This window comes from Elusimicrobiota bacterium (assembly GCA_041660925.1).
Taxonomy (GTDB): Bacteria; Elusimicrobiota; Elusimicrobia; order UBA1565; family UBA1565; genus JBAZUV01.
The window spans coordinates 346,222-354,779 of record JBAZVI010000003.1; the positions used below are offsets into that span (position 1 = coordinate 346,222).

The window sequence follows — 8,558 nt, forward strand, 5'->3', positions numbered from 1 at the left end:
CGTGCGCATCGCCGAAGTCGGCTTCCCCCTCCTCCTCGACCGGGGCTTCGACTACGAGGTCCCCGCCGCGCTCGCGTCCGCGGTCTCCGTGGGGACACGCGTGCGCGCCCCGCTCGGGCCGCGGAGCGCCGTCGGGGTCGTGCTCTCTCTGCGCGACGGGGAGAGCCCGCGCAAGCTCAAGGCGCTCGAGGCCGCGCTCGAGAGCGAACCCTCCCTCACGCCCGAGATGATCGAGCTCGCGCGCTGGCTCGCGCGCCGCTACTGCGCCACCCTCGGGGAGTGCGTGCGCGCGCTGCTCCCCTCCGAGATCCTCCGCAAGAGCGAGCGCAAGGGCGCAGCCGCGGCCGCAGCCGCGGCGGTGTTCGGAGAGCTGGAGCCCGCGGCGCCGCCCGCGGCCGCCTTCGAACTGACCCCCTCGCAGAGCGGCGCCCTCGCGCGCGTCTCCTCGGCGCTCGACGCGCGCAGGTTCAGCGCCCACCTGCTCTTCGGCGTCCCGGCTTCCGGCAAGACCGAGGTCTATCTGCGCCTCATCCGGCGCGCGGTCGCCGACGGCGGCCAGGCGCTCTTCCTGGTGCCGGAGATCTCGCTGACGCGGCCCTTCTTCGAGCACTTCTCGAAGACCGTCTTCCCGGACGCGCCCGCGGGGACTCCGCCGGTCGCGCTCTGGCACAGCCAGCTGGGCCAGCGCGAGCGCCGGGAGGTGTGGTTCGGCCTGCGCCGCGGCGGCGTGCGCGTCGTCGTCGGCCCGCGCTCGGCCTGCCTGCTCCCGTTCCGCGCGCTGCGCCTCGCCGTCATCGACGAGGAGCAGGACGAGTCCTACAAGCAGGACGGCCAGCTCCCCTATTACCACGCGCGCGACGTCGTCCTTCAGCGCGCCCGCCGCTTCGGCGCCTCGGTGGTCCTCGGCAGCGCGACGCCCTCCGTCGAGTCCTTCCAGGAATCCGGGGGCGGCGGGGAGATCGAGCTCATCGAGATGCGCGAGCGGGTCTTCGCCGGGACCTTCGCGCCGCCGGTGCGCATCCTCGACCGCCCGCATTCGGGCTGCCTCGGCCCCGACCTCCTGCAGGCGCTCAAGGACCGCCTGGAGCGGCGCGAGCAGTCCATCCTCCTCGTCAACCGCCGCGGCTTCTCGAACTTCGCGATCTGCCGCCGCTGCGGCTGGGTGGCGCGCTGCCCCGCCTGCGAGGTGGCGCTCATCCACCACCACGACGGCCTGCTCGGCTACACGCTGCGCTGCCACCACTGCGGGCGCTCGGGACCCGTGCCGAAGCTCTGCGGCGAATGCCATAAGGACGCGCTCGCCTTCGCGGGCATCGGGACGCAGAAGGTGATCTCCGAGCTGCGCGCGACGCTTCCCGGGGTCCGCGCGCTGCGCCTCGACGGGGACGTTTCGGCCGAACGGGGCGACGCCGAGGTCTACCGGCGCTTCCTGGGCGGCGAGGCCGACGTCCTCGTCGGCACGAAGCTCGTCGCCAAAGGCTTTCATTTCCCGCGGGTGACGCTCGTGGGCGTCGTGGACGCCGACACGATGCTGCACATGCCCGACTTCCGCTCGGCCGAGCGCACCGTCCAGCTCCTCCTGCAGGCCGCCGGCCGCGCCGGCCGCGCGGAGCATCCGGGAGAGGTCCTTCTGCAGACGGCGCGCCCGACGGACTACGCGATACAGGCCGTCGCGCGCGGCGACTACGCGGGCTTCTGCCGGCAGGAGCTCGAGTTCCGCCGCGAGCTGCGCTATCCTCCGGCGGCCGTGCTGGTGCGCGCGGTCTTCTCGGGCAAGAACGAGGCCGCGGTGAAGAGCGGCGCCGAGGACTCCGCCGCGGTCCTGCGCGCGGCGCTCGGCGAGGAGAGCGTCATCGGCCCCGCGCCCGGCCTGCTCGCGCGCTACAAGGGCAGCCACCGCTGGCACCTGCTCCTCAAAGTGGACCCCGCGCGCCTCGACGCCGCGCGCGAGACCCTGCGTTCCCTCGACCCGCCCTCGTCGGTGCGCCTGAAGATCAACGTGGACCCCTACGACTTCGTATGAAGACCGACGAGCGCCCCGCTCCGGACCTCCGGGCCCCCGTCGGGACGGCCCTCTTCGCGGGGGTCTTCGCGACCTATCTCGCGAGCGCCTACCCGACCCTTTCCCCCTACCGCGACTCGGGCGACCTGGCCGCCGCGGCCCTCACGCTCGGGGTCGCTCATCCTCCGGGCTACCCGCTCTACGCCCTGCTCGGGCGGACCTGGCTGTGGCTCTGCGCCGCGGGCAACCCCGCCTACCGCCTCCACGCGCTCAGCGCGCTCCTCGGAGCGCTGGCCGCCCTCGCCCTCTATCTCGCGCTCACCCGGCGTCCCCGCGGGGAGACGCCCTCCGGGAGGGACCTCCTCTCCGCGGCCTGCGCGGCGCTCCTCCTCGCGCTCGCGCCGGCCTTCCGCCACCTCTGCGTGGTCTCCGAGATGTACAGTCTCCTCGCCTTCTTCGGAGCGCTCGTCGTCCTCCTCCTCTCCCCCGTCGGCCCGCCGCCCGCCGAACGCGCGGTGTGCGCCGCCGCGCTCGCGCTCGGAGTCGGTGCGGCCGGGCATCAGACCCTGCTCGGCGCGGGAGTCCTGCTCCTCGCCGCGGCGCCTCCGCGCGCTCGCGCCGAAGGCGGAGTCCCCTGGCGCCTGTGGGGCCTCTGCGCACTGTTCATCGGGGCGGGCCTCTTGCTCTTCGCCTATCTTCCCGTGCGCTCCTGGCGATCCCCCGTCCTCGACTGGGGCGAGCCGCGTTCACTGGAGCCCTTCCTGCGCATGCTGGTCCGCGCCGACTACGGCGGGGTGCGCCTTCATCCGGAGCGGCCCGCGGGGCTCCTCCTCGCGGCGGGCTGGCTCGACGGGCTGCGTCTGAGCGCGCGGATCTTCGTCTCCGAGCTCGGCTGGGCAGGAGCGCTCCTCCTGTTCTGGGGCGCGCTGCGCGCCTTCTCCGGCGGGGAGGGGCCTTCGCGCCGCCGCCTCGCGCTCGCCGCGCTCGCGGCCTTCCTCCTCTCCGGCCCGCTCTTCATCGTCTGGGCCAACCTCGACCCCGCTCTCCCGGAGACCTACGCGATCCTGGAGCCGCATCTCATGCTGCCCCTGCTCTTCGCCGCGCTGCTCGCCGGACTCGCGCTTCGCGACCTCCTGCGCCGCTGGACCTCTCCCGCCGCTCTCGCCGTCCTCCTCGCGCTGGTCGCGGCCGGCTGGAGCTTCCCGCGCGGCGACGCGGCGTGGAGCCGGCGCGGAGACTACACGGCCTGGGACTACGGGCACGGGCTCCTTTCCTCGCTGCCCCCCGGCGCGCTGCTCGTCGATCCCGACGACCCCACCGCCTTCACTTTGAGCTACCTGCTCCAGGCGCACGGCCTGCGGCCCGACGTGACGCCGTTCCTCTACTTCCGGACGCGCTGGGGCTACGAGCAGTTCCGCCGCCGCCATCCCGCGCTGGTCCCGTCCGGCGAGGCGCTCAGCGGGCAGGCGTTCTATGCCGGCGTCGTGGGCCGGGCGCTCGCCGACGGGCGGCCGCTGCGCGCGGACCTCCCGCAGAAGGCCCCGAACGGCCTGCGGGCCTTCCCCCTCGGGCTCTCCTACCGCCTGAGCCCGGCGACCCCGACCCCCGCCGAGTCGGCGCGGCTCGTCGAGGAGTCCCTGCGCCTTCACGCCCTCCTGCGCCGCCATCCCGCGCCGGCGCGCGAGGACTTCTTCAGCCGGCACACGAGCGCCTACTGGGCCAGCGCCCTCAACAACCTCGGCATCGAGGTCCAGCGTTCGGGCCGCGACGCGGAGGCCGGGCGCGTCTATCTGCGCGCGCTCTCGATCGGACCCTGGCTCCCCGAGGCCTGGAACAACCGGGGCAACGCGGCGCTCGCCGGCGGCGACCTCGCCGCCGCCGAGGGCTGCTACCGCGCGTCGCTGAGGGAGCGCGAGTCCTCGCAGGTCCGCTACAACCTCGGCCGCGCGCTCCTGCTGGGCGCCCGCTACCCCGAGGCCGAAGCGGTCTTCTCCGAGGCCGCGAAGGCGGGGGTCGTGGACGCCGCCAACGACCTCGGCCTCGTCTACCTCCGCACGGGCCGCGCCGAGGACGCCGTCGCGCAGTGGCTGCGTCTGCTCGACCGCGCCCCTCGCTACCCCAACGCGTACTACAACCTCTCGCTGGCCTACGCGAAGCTCGGCGACCGCGCGCGCGCGCGCGCCGCGCTCGAGGCCTACCGTTCCCTCGAGACGGACCCCTCCGCCCGCGCCGAAGCGGAGAGCATGCTCCAGCGGCTTTAGGCCCAGCCGTACCCCCCCGCCGTTCAGAAACCCGTCTGGAATTGGTACCATCGGCCTCATGAACGCCCTGGAAGCCCTCAAGCGCGGCACCGTCGAGCTCGTCAGCGAGGAGGACTTGAGCCGCAAGCTCAAGCGCGGGACGCCTCTGCGCGTGAAGCTCGGCGTGGACCCGACGAGCCCGGACCTCCACCTCGGCCACACCGTGGCCCTCTCGAAGCTGCGCGCCTTCCAGGACCTCGGGCACACCGCCGTGCTCATCATCGGCGACTTCACCGCCCGCATCGGCGACCCCTCGGGCCGCGACGCCACGCGCCCCACCCTCGACGCGGCGGCCGTGCAGGCGAACGCACGCACCTACACCGACCAGGCCTTCAAGGTCCTCGACAAGTCGCGCACCGAAGTCCGCTTCAACTCGGAGTGGCTCGAGCCCTTCGTGCGCGAGCGCCTCCTCTCCGAGCTGCGCCGCCACACCGTCGGCCAGCTCCTCGAACGCGAGGACTTCCGGGTCCGGATGAAGGACGGGACCCCGATCACCCTCCTCGAGATGATGTACCCGCTCATGCAGGGCTACGACTCCGTCGCGATCAAGGCGGACGTCGAGCTCGGCGGCAACGACCAGCTCTTCAACCTGCTCATGGGCCGCGCCATGCAGAAGGACGCGGGCCAGGAGCCGCAGGTCGTGCTCACCGTCCCCCTCCTCGCCGGCCTCGACGGCGTGAAGAAGATGTCGAAGTCCTACGGCAACGCCATCTCTCTGAGCGAGAGCGCCCGCGAGGTCTTCGGGAAGGTCATGAAGCTCTCCGACGAGAGCATGCTCGTCTACTACGAGCTCCTCACCGCCCGCGATCTCGCGGGGGTGAAGGCCGAGCATCCCATGGCGGCGAAGAAGGGCCTCGCCGAGGAGCTCACCGCCCGCTTCCACGGCGCCGAGGCCGCGAAGGCCGAGCGCGCCTTCTTCGACGAGACCTTCTCGAAGAAGAAGCTCCCCGACGACATCCCGACCGCCGAGGCCCCGAAGGACGCCGTCGGCTTCAAATGGAGCGCGCTCCTCGTCGAGCTGAAGCTGACCGCGTCCAGGAAGGAAGCTCAGCGGCTGATCGAGCAGGGCGGTTTTCGCATCGACGGGGAGCAGATGAAGAAGGACGACCCGATCGGGCCTCGCGGCGGGACGGAGGTCGTCCTCCAGGTCGGCAAGCACAGATTCCAGAAAGTGAGGTTCCCCGCATGAACGCGCTCCTTTTCTCGCTGCTCCTCCTCGTCCCCGGCGCGCGCGCCGAGGACGGCGGCTGGGACGCCCGCCTGACGAAGTCCGAGGGAGAGGTCGTCGTCTACCCCGCCGGCGCCGAGGAGTCCTCGGAGCCCGAGACCGACATGCCGCTCGACGCGGGCGACCGCATCGAGACCGGCGCCGACGGCCGCGCCGAGGTGGCGCTCGATTCGGAGAGCCTCGTCGAGATCGGCCCGAAGAGCGTCTTCACCGTGGAGTCCCTCGACGAGAAGGAGTCGTGGCTCTCGCTGAAGCTCGGCTCGCTGACGGCCAAGCTCAAGAAACTGGCCGCGGGCCGCTCCCTGCGCGTGCGCACCCCTTCCGCGGTCGCCGCGGTGCGCGGAACCGAGTTCGCCGTCGACGTCCCCGAGGAGGGAGAGACCCGCGTCGGCGTCTTCGACGAGGGCCGCGTCGAGGTGAGCGGCGAGCAGGGGAGCACCGAACTCTCCGCGAACCAGGAGACGCAGGTCCTGCGCGGGCGCGCGCCGGGCCGTCCCGCCGCGCTCAAGCGCTTCAAGAAGCTGCGCGCGCGCATCGTGCGGCTGCGGGAGCGCCGCGAGACCGTCCGCAAGGCCTGGAAGGCCCTCCCCGTCGAGCGCCGCCGCGAGCTGCGCCGCTCGTTCATGGAGCGCCGCGCCGGGAAGCTCCAGGAGCGCCGCGAACGCCTCCAGGAGAAGCGCGAACGGCGCAAGGACGGGCGGGGAGCGGGGCAGCCGCAGCAGGGCGGCGAACAGCGCATGGAGCGTGGAGAACAGCGGCAGGGGCGCCGTCAGGAAATGCGGCAGGGCGCTCAACAGCGGCGCCAGGACCGGCGCCGCCGGCCGGACGGACGTCCCTAGCCGCCCCGGACGCGCGCGCAGTTTGTTATACTTACAGATGCCGCGCATGAGCGCGGCGGACATCGCTTGAACATCCTCATCGCTGGGATCGACTCCAAACTCTGCCACCAGATCCGGGACCTTCTCTCGGCACAGGGCCATCAGGTCCAGCTGAGCGACCCCTCCGGAGCCGCCCGCGCCGCCGCCGATTCCCGCGCCGCCCTCGTCGTCGTCGACGGCGTGCCCTCCAAGGACGCCGCCCTCTCTCTGGTGCGCGCGCTGCGCGCCCAGGAAGCCACGCGCCGGGTGCCCATCCTGCAGGTGGACCCGCGCGGGACGCTCGGCGACGTCGTGGAGCTCCTCGACGCGGGCGCCGACGACTATCTCATGCGTCCGTTCAACGGACAGGTCTTCCTCGCGCGCGTGCGCACGCTGCTGCGTCGTCAGATCTGGAGCGGCGCGCTCTCCGAGGACCCCGTCGCCGTCGTACAGGCGGGCGGCCTCACCGTCCGCCTCCTCGAGCGGGTCGTCCTCTGCGACGGCCAGGAAGTCCTGCTCACGCGTTTGGAGTTCGACCTCCTCTCGTTCTTCGCCCGCAACCGCGACAAGGCCCTCAAGCGCACGGAGATCCTCGAGGCCGTCTGGAAGTACCCCGAAGGGGTCGAGACGCGCACCCTCGACAAGCACGTCGAGACCCTGCGCCGCAAGCTCGGCGCCTTCGGCCAATGCATCCGCACCGTACACGGCGTCGGCTACCGCTTCTCCCCCGCTCCGGCCGACGATCAGAAGCTCGCCCGCGCCCCTCAGCGATAAGCCTGGGCTCATCCGGACGCGATCACCTGGGCGGGCTGCCGCAGACTCCTCCCTCACGGTCCTGCGCGCCGATCGACGATCCGAGGTCGTCTGCCTTCCGCGCAGCGCATCGTGTCCGAAATCGCGCGAGATCTCCCTTCATAATTCGGTAATAAGTAATAATAAGCAGAATATGACACTAGACAAACAAATAAGCACGAATATCCAGAGTCCATATTCTATCTTGCGTTAGCATGTAGTGTCGTTGTCAAGCTGATTTCGCCGTATAATTTGCGAAATCCCTGCGAATGTTTCTTCGCAAAAGCTCCGTCGGACTATCGGGATAAGTAGACCCGTTCGGACCATACTCTCCTATACGCGCGCGAGACGTAGCGCGTAAGAGAACATGAGGCCGAGCTCGACGCAGATGCGGAACGGACAGAAGGCGGGAGGCGCGAAGCGCCTCGCCGCCTTCGCCGTCCTCGCCCTCCTCGCCGCCCTCTCCCCCCTCGCCGCCTTCGCCGACCCCGACCCCTCCAACGACTCCGACGTCCTCACGATCTCCTTGACCCCCGCCATCGACCTCGGCGTCGACATCGATACCTCCACCGTCCGCTTCAGCGACTCCGACGCCCCCGGGACTCTCTCGCTGACGCTCCCCCTGGGCGCCACCGCCTACTTCATCAGCCCCGCGACGATGACGGTGCTGGGCAATTTCAACAACCAGGAGGTCCAGCTCCAGGCCGCCGGCATCGACCAGTGGACGGTGGACGGCGATGAGACGGCGAACGCGGACGCGCTCCAGCTCTACGCGCTCTTCGCGGTGAACAAGGCCTCGAATCCGGTCGAGGCGGAGTTCGGCTCGGACGCGGGGCGCCATCTCGTCACCGGTTCGGCGCAGACCGCGGGCGAGACGCAAGGGTCGGAGTCGAATCTTCGAGCGAGCAACCGCTATGAGATCGCCAACGGAGACATGACCGACGGCGCCGACGTGGACAACCTGACGGTCGGGACGGTGCGGCAGCTCTGGCTGCGGCTGGACCTCCCGCCTCTTTCGGGCGTGGCAACGGAGCAGAGGGTCGTGCTGACGGTGACGGCCGTGAACGGTCGGACGAATTGACGCGACGGACATTCCGGACCCAAAGGAGACTGACATGAAAACGACGATGAAGGGACTGACGGGAGCGCTGCTCGCGTTCGCGCTGGGGCTGCTGTGCGCGGGAGGGGCGTGGGCGGACACGGATCCGAGCAACGACTCGGACTCGCTGACGATCACGATCACGCCCTCGGTGGACCTGGGAGTGGACGTGGACACGACGACGACGCGGTTCAGCGACGCGGACACGCCGGGGACGATGAGCCTCTCGCTGGCGCTGGGGGCGACGGCGTACTTCGTGAGCCCGGCGTCGGTGACGATC

Annotated in this window: 7 protein-coding genes; all 7 read left to right on the forward strand. The window is 71.3% G+C overall.

Features of this window, described 5'->3' with window-relative positions:
• Position 1 precedes the first annotated feature (1 nt).
• Entirely contained in the window at positions 2-2,023 is a 2,022-nt protein-coding gene (gene priA / locus WC969_06660; GenBank protein MFA6029514.1) for a primosomal protein N', read from the forward strand.
• Entirely contained in the window at positions 2,020-4,263 is a 2,244-nt protein-coding gene (locus WC969_06665) for a DUF2723 domain-containing protein (protein MFA6029515.1), read from the forward strand. Before priA ends, WC969_06665 begins: the two co-directional genes overlap by 4 nt.
• Before the next feature lie 58 nt (positions 4,264-4,321).
• On the forward strand, positions 4,322-5,491 hold the full coding sequence (tyrS, locus tag WC969_06670; GenBank protein MFA6029516.1) for a tyrosine--tRNA ligase: 1,170 nt from the start codon (positions 4,322-4,324) through the stop codon (positions 5,489-5,491).
• Positions 5,488-6,369, forward strand: a complete 882-nt coding sequence (locus WC969_06675; protein MFA6029517.1) for a FecR domain-containing protein — start codon at positions 5,488-5,490, stop codon at positions 6,367-6,369. Before tyrS ends, WC969_06675 begins: the two co-directional genes overlap by 4 nt.
• A gap of 66 nt (positions 6,370-6,435) precedes the next feature.
• A complete protein-coding gene (locus tag WC969_06680; GenBank protein MFA6029518.1) occupies positions 6,436-7,161 on the forward strand; it encodes a response regulator transcription factor in 726 nt (241 codons plus the stop codon).
• Between the two features lie 385 nt (positions 7,162-7,546).
• Positions 7,547-8,260 (forward strand): hypothetical protein, encoded by a 714-nt coding sequence (locus tag WC969_06685; GenBank protein ID MFA6029519.1) that lies wholly within the window; start codon positions 7,547-7,549, stop codon positions 8,258-8,260.
• A gap of 34 nt (positions 8,261-8,294) precedes the next feature.
• A partial coding sequence (locus tag WC969_06690; protein MFA6029520.1) for a hypothetical protein occupies positions 8,295-8,558 on the forward strand: 264 nt, incomplete at its 3' end.